The sequence below is a fragment of the Achromobacter marplatensis genome, assembly GCF_002209535.1.
GTDB lineage: Bacteria > Pseudomonadota > Gammaproteobacteria > Burkholderiales > Burkholderiaceae_B > Achromobacter > Achromobacter marplatensis.
In genome coordinates this window covers 1-18,908 of sequence record NZ_NJIG01000035.1, presented here as the reverse complement: position 1 = coordinate 18,908, position 18,908 = coordinate 1, and the positions used below count along the sequence as shown (strand labels likewise).

Genomic DNA, 18,908 nt, shown 5'->3' with positions numbered 1-18,908 from the left:
TTCGCAGTGATTTATGCAGAGCGCTTCACTGACCCGTATCGCTGAGATAGCATCGACATGTCTGATCCTCTATGGGTTCAGGCTCTGAGTGCCTTAAACACAAAAAAACTGACACTCCCTATGCCGCACGTAACCCATCACCGATGCATGCCACCACGATGGGTTACGCGCGACGGACGTCCCCGTCCTGATGACGGGTGTGCCGCGCTCCACCCATCCTACGGATGCGAGAACGCGAGAAGACGAATGTCGATTAACGATCGACGATTGATGACTCGTCAAAGAAGCACCAGTGCCGCAAGCGCACGGCACTCTCCCTCTTAGACGGGTGGCGCGCGTACAGGTGCGAAGAGGCAAGCAGCTGCCTGCCGCGCGCCACCCGTCGCTCCACCTCCCCATCTGACGGCGGGGTCCAGTAGAAAACCACTCCCCACAAGCGCGCAAGCGACCACCGCTACGACGTCTCAGAATGCGTATGCAGAATGCGGCCGCCCGCGCGGCCGCATGAGGCGGGCCCCGCAAATCTCGTCACTAATCCGAAACCTGGCAGCGCGCAAACCGAGACGGCGCAGCCCGTCGGTGTGGTCGGCCTGACTGCGCGCAACCTTGATGCGCCCGAGGGAATCTGAAGGCAGCGGCCGCAGGCCGCAACGAAGATGACAACGGGGCAGTCCGGAGCGAAGGCTCCGGACCGCAATCGTGGGCGCGCGCAGTCAGGCCGACCGCGCCGATGGGCGACCTACGCAAACCTGCGGAGACCCACATCTCAAGGCGACCTAAGCAAACTCTGCGCCGATCCCCCAACACGCCCCACCCACGAAGAGAAAACTCAAACCCGCGCCGGCAACACCGTCCCGGACGCCTCCCCAAACCCAATCCTCGGATATCCCGCCTTCAAGCAAGCCGCCCGCATGATGATCTGATCGCCATCCTGCAGGAACGTCCGCTTTTCTCCCCACGGCAGGTCGATTGCCGTCTTGCCGCCATTGCTCAATTCCAGCAACGAACCAGCTTCCGACGGCTGCGGCCCGGACAGCGTGCCCGTGCCCAGCATGTCGCCCGGCTGCAAATTGCAGCCGTTCACCGTGTGGTGCGTGATCAGCTGGGCCACGTTCCAGTAGGCATCGCGGAAATTGCTGCGCGACAACGTCACGGCGGGCTGCTTGGCCTCGCGCGATTGTTGCGTCGTCATCAGCACTTCCAGCCGCACATCGTAGGCGCCCTTCGCCCGGTTCGCGTCGGAGGCCAGGTACGGCATCGGTTGCGGTTCCGACGGGCCGCGGTTCCATTGCGTGCGGAACGGCTCCAGCGCTTCCATCGTGACGATCCACGGCGAAATCGTCGAGGCGAAATTCTTGGACAGGAAGGGGCCCAGGGGCTGGTATTCCCAGGCCTGGATGTCGCGCGCCGACCAGTCGTTCAGAATGCACAGGCCGAACACGTGGCCGTCGGCGTTGGCCAGGCCGATGCGTTCGCCTTGTTCGTTGCCGGTCCCCACGAAAATGCCCAGTTCCAGTTCGTAGTCCAGGCGCGCGCACGGGCCGAATTGCGGCGTGTCGCCTTCATTGGCCGGACGCGTCTGGCCGACCGGGCGGGGGAACTTCTGGTCCACGCCGATGCTGGAGGCGCGGCCGTGGTAGCCGATCGGCACCCACTTGTAGTTCGGCAGCAAGGGATTATCAGGACGGAACTGCTTGCCCACTGCCGTCGCGTGGTGCACCGAGATATAGAAGTCGGTGTAGTCGCCGATGCGGGCGGGCGTGGTGTATTCGGCGTCGGCCTGCGCCACCAGCAACGGTTCGACTTCGGCGCGCAACGCGGCGCCTTCGCGCAGTGCGCGCGACAGCGCCAGGCGCAGGGCGCTCCAGTGCGGTTGGCCCAACGCCATCAGCGCGTTCAGGCTGTCGCCCGCGCAAGCGGCCAGCGCCTCGGCGGCCAGGCCTTCGAATGGTTGCTTGGCGGCCAATGCGGCCAGGTCCAGGATCTGGTCACCGATCGCCACGCCCGGGCGGAACGACTCTTGCGTGCCCTTGCGGCGGAACGCGCCGTACGGCAGGTTCTGGACCGGAAAATCGGACGTGCCGGTGTTGGCGCTGGCGATCCAGCTCTTCAAGGAGGGATCGTGGGTTTCGTTGATCGTGGTGGTCATGGTTCGCGTGTCTCTGTAATGGTGTGGGGGCCGGCAGAACTGACGGGCAGCGGCGCCGGAAAATTCAAAAGCCAAACGGCGATGCGCTTGCACGCATCGCCGTGGCTGGGAATCAGCGCAGTGGCGCCGTCACGCCTTCTTGGGATCGAAGTGCTTCACGATGCCCTGCCAGCACCGGTAATAGTCGCCCTGCAATTCTACCGAGGCCAAGGCCTGCCCGGTCGGGCGGATGACGCGGCGCGTTTCGAACATGAACGCCATCGTGTCGCGGATGTAATGGGCGGCGTGCGTGTCGGCGTGCGAGGCCTTCTCGAAGGTCTCGGCGTCGGGGCCGTGGCCGCTCATGCAGTTGTGCAGGCTGGCGCCGCCGGGGGCGAAGCCATCGGCCTTGGCGTCGTATACGCCCTGGATCAGGCCCATGAATTCGCTGGCGACGTTGCGGTGGAACCAGGGCGGACGGAAGGTGTCTTCCATGGCCAGGATGCGCGGCGGGAAGATCGCAAAGTCCATGTTGGCCGTGCCCGGGGTGTCGGACGGTGCGGTCAGCACTGTGAAGATCGACGGATCCGGATGGTCGAAGCTGATCGAGCCGATGGTGTTGAAGTGGCGCAGGTCGTACTTGTACGGCGCGTGCGTGCCGTGCCAGGCCACGACGTCCAGCGGCGAATGGTCGATGGATGCGCGCCAGAATCCGCCCGTGAACTTGGCAATCAGTTCAAAGTCGCCTTCCACGTCTTCATACCAGGCCACCGGCGTCTGGAAGTCGCGCGCGTTTGCCAGACAGTTCGAGCCGATGGGGCCCAGTTCGGGCAAGCGCAGGGCGGCGCCGAAGTTCTCCAGCATGTAGCCGCGCGCGGCGCCATCCAGGAGTTCGACGCGAAAGCGCACGCCGCGCGGGATAACGGCGATTTCCAGGGGTTCCAGATCGATCAGGCCCAGCTCGGTAGCCAGGCGCAGGCGTCCTTGCTGGGGCACCAGCAGCAGTTCGCCATCGGCGTTGTAGAAATAGCGGCCCTGCATCGACCGGTTGGCCGCGTACAGGTGGATGGCCACGCCGCCCTGTTCGTCGGGGCCGCCGTTGCCGCCCCAGGTCTTCACGCCTTCCAGGAAGTCCGTGGGGGCCTCAGGGATTGGCATCGGGCTCCAGCGTAGCTGGTTGGGCGTGACCGGGCCATGGCCGAAGGTGCTTTCCCAGCCTGCCGCGCCGGCAAAGGGCTCGAACGGCTTGTGTTGCGCGCCCGGGCGGATGCGGTACAGCCAGGACCGGCGGTTTTCGCTGCGGGGGGCGGTGAAGGCGGTGCCGGACAGTTGCTCGGCATACAGGCCGTACGGGCATTGCTGCGGCGAATTGCGGCCTACGGGCAGGGCGCCGGGCAGCGCTTCGGTCGCGCAGTCGTTGCCGAAGCCGGTCTGATATTTCAGTTCCATGGAATCCTCCTGGGTGGCGGCGCGGTGCGTGGCCGCGCGGTCGATATCTGAGGGCGGTCTGGGTTGAACCCAGCGCCGATTCCCTATTGTCGGAAAAAACGCCCATTGCGGCTACGGGAATGCAAAAATAGAGACTATAAATTTTGTGAATAGTAGGGGGCCCTATGGCCGAATTGCGCAACGTCGACCTGAACCTGTTGATCCTGTTCCAGCATCTGCTGGAAGACCGCAATCTGTCGGCCGTGGCGCGGCGGATGGATCTGACGCAACCCGCGGTCAGCAACGCCCTGCGCCGTCTGCGCGAGGCCTTTGGCGACGAGCTGTTCGTGCGTACCGCGCAAGGCATGCTGCCCACCCCGCGCGCGCAGCGGCTGGCGGGCCCCGTCAGCGAAGCGCTGACGATGCTGAGCCAGGCCTTGCAGGATCAGGACGTGTTTGACGCCGCCACCAGCAGCCGTCGCTTCCGGGTGGCGATGACGGACGTGGGCGAAATCCACTTCATGCCGCGGCTGATGGAGGTCTGCGTGCAGGTGGCGCCGCAGGTGCGCATCGATTCGGTACGCGTGCAGGGGCCGGACTTGCCGCGTGAAATGGAGTCGGGCCGGGTGGACCTGGCCATTGGCGCGTTCGACGAGATGGGGGCGGGCACGCTGCAGCGCATGCTGTTCCGGCAGGGCTATGCCACCCTGTTCCGCCAGGCGCATCCCACGGCGCACGCGGGCATGGGTATCAAGGCATTCCGAGCCGAGCGGCATCTGATCGTCTCGCGGGCCGCGCCTTACGGACAGGTCAACCAGTCCATGGAGCGCGCGGGCGTGGAACTGGCCGAACACTTCAGCGTGCCGCACTTTTCGGCCGTTCCCTACATCGTCAGCGCGACGGACTTGCTGGCGACCGTGCCTGAAAAACTGGCCGCCAGCGCCGCGCCACCGTTCGGCCTGCGCTTCATGACACCGCCGGTGAAGGTGCCCGCGCTGCAGACGAACATGTACTGGCAGCGCAGGGTGGACCGCGATGGCGGCAACCAATGGTTGCGCGCGTTGATCGTGAATACGTTCGCGGTGGGGTTGTAAATGCCCCGGGGCCGCGGCAGGAAGGGTCCGGGGGAATGCGGCCGGGTGTTGGGCTGGGGGGCGGGGGGATGCGGATGGGAGTTCGGCTGGGGGCGGGAGGGAACGCGGCCAGGTGTTCGGCTGGGGGCGGCTCGTAGGATGGGTGGAGCGCGGAACGGTTTCGCTTGGAAAGCCGCGCCCCAGCGCGCGTAACCCATCAAGCAGCCCTGGATGCTTGGCTGCTTCAGCCATAACGCAACCGCTGCTTGATGGGTTGCGCGCGTTCGACGTCGGGGTTCTTTTTTTTCGGTGTCCCGCGCTTCACCCATCCTACGCTTGCACGACTGAGGCGCGGGCCTGTTGCAGGGCTTCGCGCAGCAGCGCCACGTCGCCCAGGTGGTTGGCCAGCAGCAGGATCAGCGCCGCGTTCAATTCCTGGCTTTGCTCGTTCGTCAGGTCGCGGTGCGTTTCGATCAGCGCTTCGTAGAAGTCGTCGGGCGAGCTCAGATTGGTTTCGGTAATCAGCATGATGGGTTGACCTCTGGATTCAGGCGTGGCCCGTGGCCCGGCGGACGGCGCGGGCGACGGCATCGGCGTCGAATGCGCGCCAGCGCGCGGCGATGTGCTGGTCGGGGCGGATCAGGTAGGCGGTGCCGGGCTGCGCGTCGTAGCGTTTGGCCAGGCAGCCTTCGGCGTCCGCCACCACCGGCAGGTCCGCGGGCAGGCCGGACAGGTCGCACTGCGCGCCCGCCACCAGGACGGCCTTGACGGGCACCGACGCCATGCGCAGCGCCTGTAAGGCCTGGAGCGTGTTGGTGCTGGGCAGCGCATCGCCACAGAACAGCGCCAGGACGAAGCCGCTATCCAGCTGCGCCATCCACCAGTCCTGTTCGCCGCGGCACATCACGGGTGCGTCCAGCGCGACAGCGCCGGGCACCATGCGGCCCGTGAAGGCATCCGCATCCGGGGTGTTCAGGGGCGACTCGCCGTAGGTGGCGGGCAGCGACAGGCGTCCGCTGTTGACGAGTGAACGCGCGAATGGATGCGTCTTGGCCAGGTTCAGCACCGCGTTGCGGAAGCTGCGGCTGATGTCGCTCTTGGGCGTAATGAAATCGGTGGCGCGCGACGAATTCAGGATGTTCTCGTCGGCCGCGTACTCGCGCTCGGCGCTGTAGCTGTCGATCAGCGCTTCGGGCGCCAGGCCCGCCAGTACCAGCTTCAGCTTCCACGCCAGGTTTTCGGCATCCTGCACGCCGCTATTGGCGCCTCGTGCACCGAAGGGCGATACGCGGTGCGCGGAGTCGCCGGCGAACACGACGCGTCCGTGGCGGAACTTGTCCATGCGTTCGCAGGCAAAGGTGTAGACGCTGACCCACTCCAGATCGAACTGCGCGTCGGGCCCCAGCAGGGCGCGGATGCGCGGCAGCACGTTCTCGGGTTTGACGGCTTCGACGGGGTCGGCGTTCCACCCCAGTTGGAAGTCGATGCGCCAGACGTTGTCGGGCTGACGGTGCAGCAGCACGGATTGGTTGGGATGGAAGGGCGGGTCGAACCAGAACCAGCGTTCGGTCGGGAAGTCCGCCTTCATCTTCACGTCGGCAATCAGGAAGCGGTCGCGGAAGATGCGGCCATGGCTTTCCTGGCCGATCAGCTTGCGCACCGGCGAACGGGCGCCATCGCAGGCGACCAGCCAATCGGCGTGGAGCGTGTACGGGCCTTCGGGGGTGTCGATCGTCAGGTCGACGCCGTCTTCGGCCTGGACCACGCCGGCGACCTTGTTTTTCCAGCGCAGGTCGATGTTGGGTTCCTGGCGCGCTTGCTCATACAGATAGCCTTCGGCGTAGTACTGCTGAAGGTTGATGAAGGCGGGGCGGCGATGGCCGGGTTCAGGCAGCAGGTCGAAACGCCACACTTCCTGTTCGCGGAAGAACACCTTGCCGACGTTCCACGACACGCCCTTGTCGATCATGCGTTGGCCAACGCCCAGGCGGTCCCAGATTTCCAGGGTGCGCTTGGAAAAGCAGATGGCGCGTGACCCGGTGGACAAGCGGTAGTCGTCGTCCAGCACCACGACTCGCACGCCCTGGCGGGCAAGGTCCAACGCGGTGGTCAGGCCGACCGGGCCGGCCCCCACGACCACGACCTGGTGCCGCGGCGCAGTGCCGGCGCTTTGGTCGGCGTGCTTTTCATAGGCGAACTCCATCGCCTGAAAGTCGATGTCTCCCACGGTTGTCTCCTGTGTGGGTCATTTTGTTTTTATGTCGCGATCCCGCGCGCCGTCCTGCGACGCGCGATTTCGCTTCTTGCAATGGTCGGTCAGGGCCGCTTCCGGTCAGCGCCGGCTACCGCGGCCCGTCGGGGTCAGCCTTCCAGCTGCGCCCACATTTCCAGGTCGCGCTTGTCGGTCCAGATGCGCGGATGCGTGTGGCCGGTGGCCTCGTCATAGGCGCGCGATACGTCAAACGGCATGCAATGGTCGAAGATCACCCAGTCGCTGTAGCGCGGCTTCATGAAGTCATAGACCTCGCGGTAGATCGTCTTCAGATCCTTGCCTTCGGCCACGCCACGGTTCACGGCGCCGTACAGGTCGGTCAGGAAGGCGCGGGTGCCGGCCAGGCCCTGGCGGACTTCGGTGGCGCTCTTCAAGGCCGGGCCGCGGCCGGGAACCATCTTTTCAGCTTCGAAGCCGGACAGCGCGTCCAGCGTGCTGGGCCAGTCGCGGAAGTAGGCGTCGCCGCAATACGGGGTGGACTGGTATTCGACCAGGTCGCCAGCGAACAGGATCTTCTGCTCGGGCAGCCAGGCGATGGTGTCGCCCTTGGTGTGGCCGCGGCCGACTTGCAGCAGCTTGACTTCCAGGTTACCCAGATTGACGGTCATTTCGCCCTTGAACGTCATCGTCGGCCAGACCAGGCCCGGCGGAATCGATTCGGCGTTGCGGAACAGGCGGGGAAAGCGGCCGATCTCGCTGGCCTTGTCCTGTTCGCCGCGTTCGACGATCAAGTCGTAGGTGTCGCGGCTGGCCAGGATTTCCTGGGCGTTGTAGGCGGAGGCGCCGAACACGCGCACGGCATGGTAGTGCGACAGCAGGATGTACTTGATCGGCTTGTCCGTGACTTCGCGGATGCGGCGGATCACGTCCTGGGCCATGACCGGGGTGGCCTGGGTGTCGATCACCATGACGGCCTCGTCGCCGATGATCACGCCCGTGTTGGGGTCGCCTTCGGCCGTGTAGGCATAGGCGTTGTCGGACAGTTTTTCGAACGAGACGACCTTGTCGTCCAGGTCGGCGTGCGAGGCGAATTGCTTGCTCATGGAGGCTCCTTCCACTGTTCTAGGAATAGGTGTGTGAAAGGAATATAGCTTGGCGTTAGTTTTCGTGCAATACGTTCGCTATAAACAAATGGTCTTGTTTTTACAGGGATTTCCCGGGGGTTTTCAGGCCGCCGGGGCTAGTTTCTTTGGCATTTTGGGCAGTAATAGGTGGCCCGTTGCCCCTGGACGAAACGCCGGATCGGCGTCGCGCAGACCCGGCACGGGAGGCCTTCGCGTTCATAGACCGCGGCATGGATCTCGAAATAGGCCCCGGGTTCGCCGGTGGCGCCGACATAATCCCGCAGGGTGCTGCCCCCGGAGGTCAGGGCGTCGGCCAAGGTGGCTCGGATCATGTCCGCCAGGCGGTCGCACCGGGCAGGCGATAGCTTGTTGGCCGGGGTCTTGGGGTTGATGCGCGCCCGGAACAGGCATTCCGATGCGTAGATATTGCCCACCCCCACGACGGCCAGCCCCGCCAGCAGCACTTGCTTGACCGCCGCGCTGTGGTTCTTGAAGTGGCGGTGCAGCCAGGCCCCGTCAAAGCGCGGGTCGAAGGGCTCGATGCCCAGTTTGGCCAGCAGCGGGTGGGTGTCGATGGGGCCATCGGCGTCCGGGTGCCACAGCACCGCGCCAAAGCGCCGGGGGTCATGCAGGCGCAGGACGGCTTCGTCGAATATCCATTCGACGTGGTCATGTTTGCGCAGGAATTCACCCGGGGCGACGCTGCGCAGCGACCCGGACATGCCCAGATGCACGATCTGGGTGCCATGTTCGAAGCGCAGCAACAGATATTTGCCCCGGCGGGCGCATTCCAGGACGGCGCGGCCGCCGATCAGGGCGGGCAGGTCCGGCGGAATGGGCCAGCGCATGCGGCCTTCGTGGACGACCAGGCGCTTGAGCGTCCGGCCAGTGATGACGGCGTCGATTCCCCGACGCGTGGTTTCAACTTCAGGCAGTTCCGGCATGAGCCAGTGTAAGATCATCAATTGCGTGTACGAAGATTGTGCCATCAACCGGACGGGCCGCGTGAAGTCGTCTTTCAAACAAATGAATATCGGGATCGCCACGCTTGCGCTTGCGCTGGCAACAGGTTTTGCGCTGCCGGCCCAGGCGGCCGACAGCCGGACGCGTGATGCGACCGGGCCCCGCATGGCGCCCCAGAACCGCCAGCCTGAAACCGAGGTGATCCGCCTGCGTCCGGGCCAATTGCCCTACGTATCGCTCACTGCCGACATCTTCTATCGCGTCCTCGCGTCAGAGATCGCCGCCCAGCGCGGCATGTACGGCACAGCGGCTACCACCATGATCGGCCTGGCCCGGGACACGGGCGACCCCCGCTTGGCCCGGCGTGGCCTGGAATTCCAGTTGGCTGGCGGCAATCTGCCCGGCGCGCTGGAAGCCGCCCGCGTCTGGGCGCGCCTGTCGCCCAACGACGTTGAGGCCAGCTCCACCGAACTGGCGCTGGCCGCCGCCAACGGGCAGACCAAGGGTCTGGCCCAGGCGCTGCGCAACCGCATCGACGCCTCGCGCGACAAGCCGGCCGCCATCGGCCAGGCCTTGGCCGTGCTGAGCCGCCTGAACGACCGCCGCCTGGCCCTGCGCATCCTGGACGAATCCCTGAGCGACAGCGTGCGCAAGCTGCCGGCCGCCCATCTGGCGCTGGCCGACGTGGCCTCCGCCTCGGGCGACTACGAGCGCGCCGCGCAGGAATCCCGCGCCGCGCTGGCTGCGGATCCCAAGTCCGAAGCCGCCGCCCAGCGCGTGCTGGAATACGGCTCGAAGGTGGATCCGCAACGCGCCCAGACCGAAGCCCGCGCCTATATCAACCGCAATCCCGGCGCCCGCAAGGTCCGCCTGATGCTGGCCGGCCAACTGGCCGACAGCGGCGACTACAACGGCGCGCTGTCCGAATTGCAGGCCATGTCGCGCCGTTCGCCGGAAGATTTCGACTTGCTCTTCATGCAGGCCCAGCTTGCCTACAAGGCGGGTCAGCTGCCGCAAGCCAGGAATCTGCTTCAGCAGTACCTGGACGTGCAGCAGCAACGCCAGCGCGCCACCGTGCCCGGCGCCACGGATGCCGGCGCCGCCGCGGCGGACGCCCATGTCCTGCTGTCGCGCATCGCCGAAGACCAGGGCCAGTACGACGAAGCCATCAAGGAACTGGGCCGCATCGACGACCCGACGCTGCGCTATTCCGTCGCCATGCGCCAGGCTGCCCTGCGCGCCAAGAGCGGCCGGGTGGATGACGCGCTGGCCATGATCGATGCCGCCGGCCCGCAGGACGACGAAGAGCGCACGCTGGGCGTGCTGACCAAGGCGCAGATCCTGCGCGACGCCGACCGCATCCAGCAAGCGGTGAGCACGCTGGAAGCGGCCGATCAGGCGCTGCCGGACACGGTCGAGATCAAGTACGAACTGGCCATGCTATACGAACGCCAGAACCGCCTGGCCGACCTGGAGCGCATGCTGCGCCAGGTCATCGCGCTGGACCCGGACCACGCCCACGCCTACAACGCGCTGGGCTACACCCTGGCCGACCACAACCAGCGCCTGCCCGAAGCACTTGACCTCATCACCCAGGCGCTTGAGCTCTCGCCGAACGATCCGTTCATCCTGGATAGCATGGGCTGGGTGAAGTTCCGCATGGGCGAATCCGAGTCCGCCGCGGAATATCTGCGCCGCGCCTATAGCGTGCGTCCGGAAGCCGACATCGCCGCCCACTTGGCCGAAGTGCTGTGGTCCCAGGGCAAGCGCGACCAGGCGACGGAACTGCTGCGCGCCGCGCTGATGAAAGATCCCAAGAACAAGACCGTCCAGGACGTCGTCAAGCGTCTGGGAGTGGGCCTGTGACGGTTGGGGTGCAACGCTTGCCTGATGTGACGGCCTGGTTGCGCTGGGTGCTGCTGGCGATGCTGGCGTTGACGCTGGCCGCCTGCACCACCACGCCGAAACCCATCGAAGGCGCCAGCCCCGATGCGTTTTCGCGCATCGGCCGTTTCGCCATCACCGTGAACGAAGAAAGCGGCAAGCAGAGCGCCGTGCAAGGCGGCTTTTCGTGGTCGGACGATGGTCGGCGCTACGTGCTGGACCTGACCAATCCGCTGGGTTCGACCGAAGCTCGCGTGGAAGGCCAGCCCGGCGCCGCCAGCCTGACCAAGGCCGATGGCACGCGCCTGGTTGCCGACAACCCCGATGCCCTCGCTGAAGACGCGCTGGGCAGCAGCGTGCCGGTGTCCGGCTTGCGCGACTGGCTGCGCGGCAAACTGCCGGCGCAACCCGAAGCCTCCGACGTGTCTCGCGATGAACTGGGTCGTCCCGCCTCCTTCGAGCAGGGCGGCTGGCGGGCCAAGCTGTCGCGCTACGACACGCTGGGACCGCAGTTGCTGGTCCTCGAGCGCCTGGAACCCGGCCGCCGCGTCACGGTGCGTTTGGTCGTCAACCAGCCTTGATTCCGACGGAGCCGTTCGCGCTCCGTCGTCTTCCCCCTCTGAACGCTAATGGCCGCTTGCTGCGGCCGGGCCTAACACGTCCGGCATTTCGCAATCGGCCAAATAAACGCGGCAAAGACGGTTGTGTTACGGCTTGAAATAGTCAGGCCGGACTGAATAATTCTCCTCATGCCCGCGCGGGGCCACCCTTCGCGCGGACCGCAAGTGCGGCGGCGGCCAACCTGTCGCCGCCTTTTTTGGAGAATGCCCTATGTTCAGGAACACGCGCATCGCGACGATGCTGTTAGGAATCATCGCGATCTTTTTCACGTTTCAGCTGCTGGTGGGGGGCATGGGTTTTGTCGCATTGCGCCAGACCAACCAGGACGTCGGCCAGCTCTATCGCCTTTCCTCGCAACAGGTCAACGCCGTGAACACGGCCGCCTTGTCGCTGGTAGCGGCCCGCACCGATTTGAGCCGCTACGCCACGCGCGTCGCGCAAGGCAACACCAGCGACACGACCGCGCTGCGCCTGGCGCGCCAGCGCATCGCCTCGGGCGACCGCGCTTTCCAAGGTTTTTCCAGTGGCCTGTCGGCCGCGGAAAAGACCGCGTCCGCCGATCTGATCCAGGCCTACACCAACCTCAGTGCCAACCTGCAAAGCGTGGGCCGCGTGCTGGAGGCGGGCGACATGGAAAGTTATTTCAAGCAAGGCACGCAGCAGGCGCAAGAACTGCTGGTCAGTGAACGCGACGCCTTCATGGTCCGGGCCGAAGAGGCCGGGCAGGGCGCCATGGCGGAGATTTCTTTCTTCCACACCCTGTTCTCGTCGTTGTTGGCCGGCATCCTGGCGCTGGGCCTGTTGATGGCCGTGGGCGCCCATGTGCTGATCCGCCGCATGATCGTGCGGCCGCTGCTGGAAGCCGGTGAGATCTTTCGCCGCATCGCCGAAGGCGACCTGACCCGTCGCGTCGCCGATCGCGGCAAGAACGAAATCGGTGCACTGCTGGCCGCCTTGAAAGGCATGCAGGACAGCCTGGTGCGCACGGTTTCCGCCGTGCGCCGGGGCGTGGACGAGATCAATGTGGGCGCGCGCGAAATTTCCGCGGGCAACACCGACCTGTCCAGTCGCACGGAAGAGCAGGCCGCGTCCCTGGAAGAGACGGCAGCCAGCATGGAAGAACTGGCGTCCACCGTGAAGCAGAACGCCGATACCGCCCGTGAAGCCAACCACATGGTGGCCACGTCCGCCGCAGTGGCGCAGCGCGGCGGAGACGCCGTGGCCAGCGTGGTCGAGACCATGCGCGCCATCTCCGGCAGTTCGTCCCGCATCGCCGACATCGTCGGTGTGATCGACGGCATCGCGTTCCAGACCAACATCCTGGCGCTGAATGCGGCGGTGGAGGCCGCGCGCGCAGGCGAGCAGGGCAAGGGTTTCGCGGTCGTGGCCAGTGAGGTGCGCACGCTCGCGCAGCGTAGCGCGGCCGCCGCCAAGGAAATCAAGCAACTGATCGAGGACTCCGCGCAGACGGTCGGCAAGGGATCCGAGCAGGTCGAAAGCGCCGGCGCCACCATGCGTGAGATCGTGGACTCGGTGCAGCGCGTGACCCGCCTGATGGGCGAAATCTCCGCGGCTTCCGAGGAGCAGGCCAGCGGCATCGATCAGGTCAACCGGGCGGTGTCGCAGATGGACAGCGTGACGCAGCAGAACGCGGCCTTGGTGGAAGAGGCGGCAGCGGCCGCCGGTGCGCTGGAAGAGCAGGCTCGCCAGCTGGCGGGAGCCGTCTCCGTCTTCAAGTTGCCGGACGGCCAGGTGATCGACGCGCCGGCAGGGCGGCTGGCTGGCGCGGGTGCGCCGCAACTGGCCTGAGGGCAGGCGCGGCGGCCGGTGCGTGGCTAGAATGTGGGCATGTCCCGCACCGGTTGTTTTCTGTGACTCTGTACGACGTTCCCGCTCCCGCCAAATTGAATCTGTTCCTGCATGTGGTGGGCCGTCGTCCTGACGGCTATCACCTGCTGCAGACGGTCTTCCGTTTCATCGACTTGTGCGACACGTTGCATTTCGAGGCGCGCGCGGATGGCGTCATCAGCCGCGCCTCCGATCTGCCTGGCGTCTCTGAAGCCGATGACCTGACCTTGCGCGCGGCCCATGCGCTGCAACGCGCCACGGGCACGCGCCAGGGGGCGCAGATCGCGTTGGAAAAGCGCATTCCACAGGGCGGCGGCCTGGGCGGAGGGTCCAGCGACGCCGCGACCGTGCTGATCGCGCTGAACAAGCTGTGGGGGACGGGGCTGACGCGCCGCGAGCTCATGGCGCTGGCCTTGCCGCTGGGCGCGGATGTGCCTGTGTTCGTCTTCGGGCAATCGGCATTCGCCGAAGGCGTGGGTGAAGCGCTCACTGCCGTGACGCTGCCCGAACGCGCGTATCTGGTTGCGCAACCGGATACCAGCGTGCCGACTGTTGGAATATTTTCGGCACCCGATTTGACAAGGGATTCTTCTTACATCACAATAGCGGACTTTCTTGCTTCGCCAACTTTTTCCTTCGGGAAAAATGATTTGGAGCCGGTAGTTCACCGTCTTTATCCTGAGGTTCTCAGGGCAACGCGGTGGCTTAGCGAACAGGGCATACCAGTTCGCATGTCGGGATCAGGCGCATGTTTATTCGCCGAGTTTTCCGAACTTTCCGAAGCCGTTTTGGCAAAAGCAGAAATATCCGCTATAATGCGCGGCGCTGTTGAAACAAACAACGCAACGCATCCAGGGTTTCGGTTAGTTCAGGCATGTACTGGTTTAACTGAACATCCACTGCGGAATTGGATTGCAAGATAGTTGGGGAGTCGCCAAGCTGGTTAAGGCACCGGATTTTGATTCCGGCATGCGAAGGTTCGAATCCTTCCTCCCCAGCCAACCGAATACATAAAAAAGCTGTTGAACACGCCTGTAAGACACTGGCCCGGGTTCAGCAGCTTTTTTATTTTCCGGGTCCGCTGGTGTTTCGTAGCACCCCGCATCACCTCGTTAGTGTCTTAAAACGACCATCGCATCATCCATCATGGCAAACGATAGCTTCATGATCTTCACGGGAACGGCCAATACTCGGCTGGCCGTGGACGTAGTCAACCACCTCGATATGTCCCTGGGCAAGATGACCGTCGGTCGCTTCTCGGACGGCGAGGTGATGGTCGAAATCAACGAGAACGTGCGTGGCAAGGACGTCTTCGTCCTGCAGCCCACCTGTGCCCCTACCAATGACAACCTGATGGAAATCATGGTCATGGTCGATGCATTGCGCCGCGCTTCCGCTGGCCGCATCACCGCCGCGATTCCCTATTTCGGCTATGCCCGCCAAGACCGCCGCCCGCGTTCGGCGCGGGTTGCGATCTCGGCCAAGGTCGTGGCCAACATGCTGCAAGTGGCTGGCGTCGACCGCGTCCTGACGATGGACCTGCACGCTGACCAGATCCAAGGCTTCTTCGATATCCCCGTGGACAACATCTACGCCGGTCCGATTTTGCTGGGCGACATCTGGCGCCGCAATTTCTCGAACCTGGTCGTGGTGTCCCCGGACATCGGCGGCGTGGTCCGCGCACGCGCACTGGCCAAGCAACTGGAAGCCGATCTGGCCATCATCGACAAGCGCCGTCCGCGCGCCAACGTGTCGGAAGTGATGAACATCATCGGTGAAGTCGACGGCCGCACCTGCATCATCATGGACGACATGGTCGACACCGCCGGCACGCTGTGCAAGGCGGCCCAGGCCCTGAAAGACCGCGGCGCCGGCGCCGTTTACGCCTATTGCACGCACCCCGTGCTGTCGGGCGGCGCCATTGACCGCATCGAAGCGTCGGAACTGGACGAACTGGTCGTCACCGACACCATCCCGCTCTCCGAGCAAGGCCAGGCCAGCGGCAAGATTCGCCAGCTGTCGTGCGCCGCGCTGCTGGGCGAGACCATCCTGCGTATCTCGAACGCGGAATCGGTCAGCTCGCTGTTCGTCGACTGACGCGTAGGCGTCAGCCGGGCCACAGCCCACTTTAGTTTTTGCACCTTGCTGGTCGCGGCAAGGCGCAATCAACACGGCGCGCATGTTGCGCGCCGTGCCGTTAACTGGTGAAGCCTCTTCACCTTATTTTGTTTTTGGAGTTTTCCATGAAATTTATCGCCACTGCGCGTAGCGTCCAGGGTTCGAGTGCGAGCCGCCGCCTGCGCCGCGCGGGCCGCGTTCCCGCCATTGTCTATGGTGGTACGGCTGCCCCCCTGAACATCGAACTCGACCACAACGAGATCTACCACGCCCTGCGTAAGGAAGAATTCCACGCATCGATCCTGCAAATGCAGCTCGAAGGCGCCAAGGAAGAGCAAGTTCTGCTGCGTTCGGTTCAATGGCACGCTTACAAGCCGCAAGTCCTGCACGTGGACTTCCAGCGCGTCGACGCCAACCAAGCCCTGCGTACCAAGGTGCCGCTGCACTTCGTGAACGCTGAAATCTCGCCGGCCGTGAAGCTGTCGGGCGCCATCATCAGCCACGTGACGACCGAACTGGAAATCACCTGCCTGCCGAAGGCTCTGCCCCAGTTCATCGAAGTCGACCTGACCAACATCCTGGCTGGCGCTTCGATCCACCTGGCCGACATCAAGCTGCCCATGGGCGTGACGTACGTCCCCCACGGCGGTGAAGACAACCCGCTGCTGGCTGCTGCCATCGTCAAGGGCGGCGCTGCCGCCGACGACGCCGAAGCTGCCGCTCCGGCCGCCTAAGTCTTGCCGGAAGGCCTTCGGGCTTTCCAGCGGCTTATGCCCGAAACCCTGCGTGTGCATTTGCATGCGCAGGGTTTTTTGGTTTAAACACCCTCCATCATGTCTATTCCCATACGCCTCATCGTGGGATTGGGTAATCCCGGTCCCGACTACGAAACCACCCGGCACAACGCCGGCTTCTGGCTGGCCGACCACCTGGCGGACGACCTGCGCACTTCTTTTGCGCTGGAGAAGTCTTTTTTCGGCATGGTGGCCAAGTCGCGCCTGGGCGCGGACAACGTGCTGCTGCTCAAGCCCATCACCTATATGAACAAATCCGGCCAGGCGGTCGGCGCGCTGGCCCGCTTCTACAAGCTGGAGCCCGAGCAGGTGCTGGTGCTGCATGACGAACTGGACCTGCTGCCGGGCCAGGTGAAGCTCAAGCAGGGCGGCGGCCATGCCGGCCACAATGGCTTGAAGGATATTCAGGCCGTGCTGGGCAGTCCCAACTTCTGGCGCCTGCGCATCGGCATCGGCCATCCGCGCACCCTGAATCTGGCCCAGCAAGTGGCGGACTTCGTGCTGCATCCGCCGCGCCGCGAGGAACAGAAAGAAATCGAAGCTGTCATCGACCGCTGCCGCGCCGTCGTGCCGGCGATGCTGGCCGGCGATTTCGCGCTGGCGACCCGCCAGCTGCATAGCGGCAACGTCGCCTGATGACCGGCAGTCCGCAGCCCACCTCTGGCGGCAAGATGCGCTTTCGCGACGAGGTCGTGGACTTCTGGCGGTACATCCGCCATCCGTACTCCGTCGCGCGCTTGCCGGGGCGCACCGCGGGCGCCAGCCTGGCGGCCGATTGGTGGTCGGGCATCGGCCCCGGGCGCCTGCTGGCGTGGGCGGGGCTGCTGTGGGCGCTGAACCTGTTCGCGCTGGGGCCGGTGGCCGTGATGGCGGCCGGCATGGGCGGCGCGACGCACCGGATCGATCCCACCAACCTGCCGTGGCTGACCGCCGTATTGTGGGCGCCGCTGGTGGAAGAAATGCTCTTTCGCTACGGCTTGCGCCGGCCCAGGCAGGTGTTGTGGCTGGTGCCTGCCTTGATGCCCGTCGTGCTGTATGGCCCCAAGCTGTGGACAGGCCTGCTGCTGGCTGCGTTCGTGATCCTGGCATGCTGGGGAACGCGTCAGCGCGCCGATCCGCTGCACGGCTGGGACACGGCTTGGCGGCGCTATTACCTGAAGCACTTCGGCCTAGTGTTCCATCTGGTGGCACTGACCTTTGCCGCGGTGCACCTGACGAACTTCGTCTACAGCAAGACGCCGTACTGGTTGATGCCGCTGCTGGTGTTGCCGCAATGGCTCACCGGCCTGGTGCTGGGCTGGATGCGCGTGCGGCGCGGCATCGGCGCGGCCATCCTGCTGCATGCGACTTTCAACGCCGGCCCCATTTTGATGATCTGGGCCGTCATGCGCTGGGCGCCCTCCGCCGCCAGTTAGCGGGGCCGCATCCCCGTGCCGCGGCAAGTGCCCCAGCCCCCGGCCGGGGTAAACTAGAACGTTAACGATCAATACCGTACTTACACAGGATTCCCATGGCTCTGCAATGCGGCATCGTCGGCCTGCCCAACGTTGGCAAATCGACACTCTTCAATGCTCTGACCCGCGCCGGCATCGCCGCCGAGAACTACCCGTTCTGCACCATCGAACCCAACGTCGGTGTGGTCGAGGTGCCGGATCCGCGTCTGCAGAAGCTGGCTGAAATCGTCAAGCCCGAACGCATCCTGTCGGCCACCGTCGAATTCGTGGACATCGCGGGCCTGGTCGCCGGCGCGAGCAAGGGCGAAGGCCTGGGCAACCAGTTCCTGTCGCACATCCGCGAAACCGACGCCATCGTCAACGTCGTGCGCTGCTTCGAAGATCCCAACGTGATCCACGTGGCCGGCAAGGTCGACCCGATCGCCGACATCGAAGTCATCGAGACCGAACTCGCGCTGGCCGACATGCAGACCGCCGAAAAGGCCTTGCAGCGCCACCAGAAGACGGCGCGTTCCGGCGACAAGGAATCGCAGCGCATCGTGGCCGTGCTGGAAAAGTGCATTGCCCAGCTGAACGAAGCCAAGCCGATCCGCGCGCTGGACCTGACGACGGAAGAAAAGGCCGACATCGCCCAGCTGTGCTTCATCACCGCCAAGCGCGCGATGTACGTGGGCAACGTGGCCGATGACGGCTTCACGAACAACCCGCTGCTGGACCGCCTGACCGAATTCGCCGCCGCGCGCAACGCGCCGGTCGTGGCCATCTGCGCCGCCATCGAATCCGAAATCGTGGACCTGGACGACGCCGACCGCCAAGCTTTCCTGTCCGACATGGGCATGGAAGAGCCGGGCCTGAACCGCCTGATCCGCGCCGCCTTCAAGCTGCTGGGCCTGCAGACCTACTTCACCGCCGGCGTGAAGGAAGTGCGCGCCTGGACGGTGGCCATCGGCGCCACCGCGCCGCAAGCCGCAGGCGTCATCCACACCGACTTCGAACGCGGCTTCATCCGCGCCCAGACGATCGCGTACGAAGACTTCATCACGTACAAGGGTGAGCAGGGCGCCAAGGAAGCGGGCAAGATGCGCGCCGAAGGCAAGGAATACATCGTGCAGGACGGCGATGTGATGAACTTCCTGTTCAACGTCTGACGATTTTTGCTGGATCTCGGTGGCGCTCAGTAGCGCTTGGTGGATAGGTTGGCCCATTTGAAATCAATGGGTTGCGTAAAAAATACGGTCTGCTGAGCGTTCCTATTGTTCAT

General features: G+C 64.8%; 16 protein-coding genes and 1 tRNA gene. 11 read left to right on the top strand and 6 right to left on the bottom strand.

The window, feature by feature from the left end:
- Window positions 1-829: 829 nt before the first annotated feature.
- The gene (gene fahA, locus CEY09_RS31480) at window positions 830-2,149 is read right to left on the bottom strand and encodes a fumarylacetoacetase (protein ID WP_088591638.1); all 1,320 of its coding nucleotides are present in this window, start codon (window positions 2,147-2,149) and stop codon (window positions 830-832) included.
- Between the two features lie 129 nt (window positions 2,150-2,278).
- Window positions 2,279-3,577: a homogentisate 1,2-dioxygenase gene (hmgA, locus tag CEY09_RS31475; RefSeq protein ID WP_088591637.1), complete on the bottom strand. Its 1,299-nt coding sequence runs from the start codon at window positions 3,575-3,577 to the stop codon at window positions 2,279-2,281.
- Window positions 3,578-3,741: 164 nt separating this feature from the next.
- On the opposite strand from hmgA, the gene CEY09_RS31470 reads away from it, so the two are divergent.
- The gene (locus tag CEY09_RS31470; protein WP_088591636.1) at window positions 3,742-4,650 is read left to right on the top strand and encodes a LysR family transcriptional regulator; all 909 of its coding nucleotides are present in this window, start codon (window positions 3,742-3,744) and stop codon (window positions 4,648-4,650) included.
- 309 nt (window positions 4,651-4,959) lie between these two features.
- Here CEY09_RS31470 and CEY09_RS31465 read toward each other — a convergent pair whose 3' ends face one another.
- The 4 genes from CEY09_RS31465 to mutM all read right to left on the bottom strand — a co-directional run bounded on the left by CEY09_RS31465 (window position 4,960) and on the right by mutM (window position 8,909).
- Entirely contained in the window at window positions 4,960-5,157 is a 198-nt protein-coding gene (locus CEY09_RS31465; protein WP_006227578.1) for a DUF2783 domain-containing protein, read from the bottom strand.
- Between the two features lie 19 nt (window positions 5,158-5,176).
- Window positions 5,177-6,856 carry an FAD-dependent oxidoreductase gene (locus CEY09_RS31460; protein ID WP_088591635.1) on the bottom strand — a complete coding sequence of 560 codons (1,680 nt, stop codon included), beginning with the start codon at window positions 6,854-6,856 and terminating at the stop codon, window positions 5,177-5,179.
- A 134-nt stretch (window positions 6,857-6,990) separates the two neighbouring features.
- Window positions 6,991-7,944, bottom strand: coding sequence for an MBL fold metallo-hydrolase (locus CEY09_RS31455; protein WP_088591634.1), 954 nt, complete (start codon window positions 7,942-7,944; stop codon window positions 6,991-6,993).
- Between the two features lie 137 nt (window positions 7,945-8,081).
- A complete protein-coding gene (mutM, locus tag CEY09_RS31450; RefSeq protein WP_006227581.1) occupies window positions 8,082-8,909 on the bottom strand; it encodes a bifunctional DNA-formamidopyrimidine glycosylase/DNA-(apurinic or apyrimidinic site) lyase in 828 nt (275 codons plus the stop codon).
- On the opposite strand from mutM, the gene CEY09_RS31445 reads away from it, so the two are divergent.
- From CEY09_RS31445 to ychF, 10 genes are all read left to right on the top strand, one after another.
- Window positions 8,908-10,794, top strand: coding sequence for a tetratricopeptide repeat protein (locus tag CEY09_RS31445; protein WP_088591633.1), 1,887 nt, complete (start codon window positions 8,908-8,910; stop codon window positions 10,792-10,794). The two genes, mutM and CEY09_RS31445, sit on opposite strands and share 2 nt — an antisense overlap.
- Window positions 10,795-10,853: 59 nt before the next feature.
- Entirely contained in the window at window positions 10,854-11,393 is a 540-nt protein-coding gene (lolB, locus tag CEY09_RS31440) for a lipoprotein insertase outer membrane protein LolB (RefSeq protein WP_234818447.1), read from the top strand.
- Between the two features lie 250 nt (window positions 11,394-11,643).
- Window positions 11,644-13,242, top strand: coding sequence for a methyl-accepting chemotaxis protein (locus CEY09_RS31435; protein WP_088591631.1), 1,599 nt, complete (start codon window positions 11,644-11,646; stop codon window positions 13,240-13,242).
- A gap of 62 nt (window positions 13,243-13,304) precedes the next feature.
- The gene (gene ispE / locus CEY09_RS31430) at window positions 13,305-14,204 is read left to right on the top strand and encodes a 4-(cytidine 5'-diphospho)-2-C-methyl-D-erythritol kinase (RefSeq protein ID WP_088591639.1); all 900 of its coding nucleotides are present in this window, start codon (window positions 13,305-13,307) and stop codon (window positions 14,202-14,204) included.
- 1 nt (window position 14,205) lies between these two features.
- Window positions 14,206-14,282: transfer RNA gene (locus tag CEY09_RS31425), tRNA-Gln, on the top strand.
- 145 nt (window positions 14,283-14,427) lie between these two features.
- Window positions 14,428-15,378, top strand: a complete 951-nt coding sequence (locus tag CEY09_RS31420) for a ribose-phosphate pyrophosphokinase (RefSeq protein WP_006227587.1) — start codon at window positions 14,428-14,430, stop codon at window positions 15,376-15,378.
- A 146-nt stretch (window positions 15,379-15,524) separates the two neighbouring features.
- A complete protein-coding gene (locus CEY09_RS31415) occupies window positions 15,525-16,133 on the top strand; it encodes a 50S ribosomal protein L25/general stress protein Ctc (RefSeq protein WP_006227588.1) in 609 nt (202 codons plus the stop codon).
- A 99-nt stretch (window positions 16,134-16,232) separates the two neighbouring features.
- Window positions 16,233-16,829 (top strand): aminoacyl-tRNA hydrolase, encoded by a 597-nt coding sequence (gene pth, locus CEY09_RS31410; protein WP_006227589.1) that lies wholly within the window; start codon window positions 16,233-16,235, stop codon window positions 16,827-16,829.
- Complete coding sequence (locus tag CEY09_RS31405) at window positions 16,829-17,608, top strand: CPBP family glutamic-type intramembrane protease (protein ID WP_088591630.1); 780 nt, start codon at window positions 16,829-16,831, stop codon at window positions 17,606-17,608. The genes pth and CEY09_RS31405 overlap by 1 nt, the downstream gene beginning before the upstream one ends.
- A gap of 95 nt (window positions 17,609-17,703) precedes the next feature.
- On the top strand, window positions 17,704-18,795 hold the full coding sequence (gene ychF, locus CEY09_RS31400; RefSeq protein ID WP_006227591.1) for a redox-regulated ATPase YchF: 1,092 nt from the start codon (window positions 17,704-17,706) through the stop codon (window positions 18,793-18,795).
- The last annotated feature ends 113 nt before the right edge of the window (window positions 18,796-18,908 follow it).